The sequence below is a fragment of the Pseudomonas sp. MIS38 genome (assembly GCF_019891575.1).
Lineage (GTDB): Bacteria > Pseudomonadota > Gammaproteobacteria > Pseudomonadales > Pseudomonadaceae > Aquipseudomonas > Aquipseudomonas putida_A.
In genome coordinates this window covers 1-433 of the sequence record NZ_JAFLXF010000070.1, presented here as the reverse complement: position 1 = coordinate 433, position 433 = coordinate 1, and the positions used below count along the sequence as shown (strand labels likewise).

Genomic DNA, 433 nt, shown 5'->3' with positions numbered 1-433 from the left:
AGAGGTTGAGGGGCTTGTCCGGACGCTCTTCTTTTTGATTGGGCTGTTTGATTTCGTAGGTGAGTTGGTAAGGACCTGTCTGCAGATGACGGGGAGCCACCCACAAGAGGGTCGGTTGTTTGAGCTCGGTCTGGTCAATGATGGGACGTCCGTCGACCTCACGGTCATTGAGCAGCAGCTTGACGGTATCTCCAACAGCCTTGGTGGCCCAGACGGGGATGACGATAAGCAGGCCGAGGTCGGGAAAAGTGAACACCGCCGCCCGATTGATCCCCCACTGACCGGAAGGCAGGAGGCGCCCGAGCACTATCGGGTCCAGCAATGAATGGGGGGCAGAGATTTTCTTCTTGGGCTGAACGAGCATGGACGGAACTCCAAGCGAACTGTCGGGAGACAAAGGGCATGGAGTTATTCAGCGCTGAAGATGACGGCT

At 57.0% G+C, this 433-nt stretch carries 1 protein-coding gene; it reads right to left on the bottom strand.

All coding sequences use genetic code 11. The features are described from left to right. The coding region (locus J1G18_RS27895) for a hypothetical protein (protein ID WP_223009613.1) at positions 1–364 on the bottom strand (364 nt) is incomplete at its 3' end. Positions 365–433: the final 69 nt, after the last annotated feature.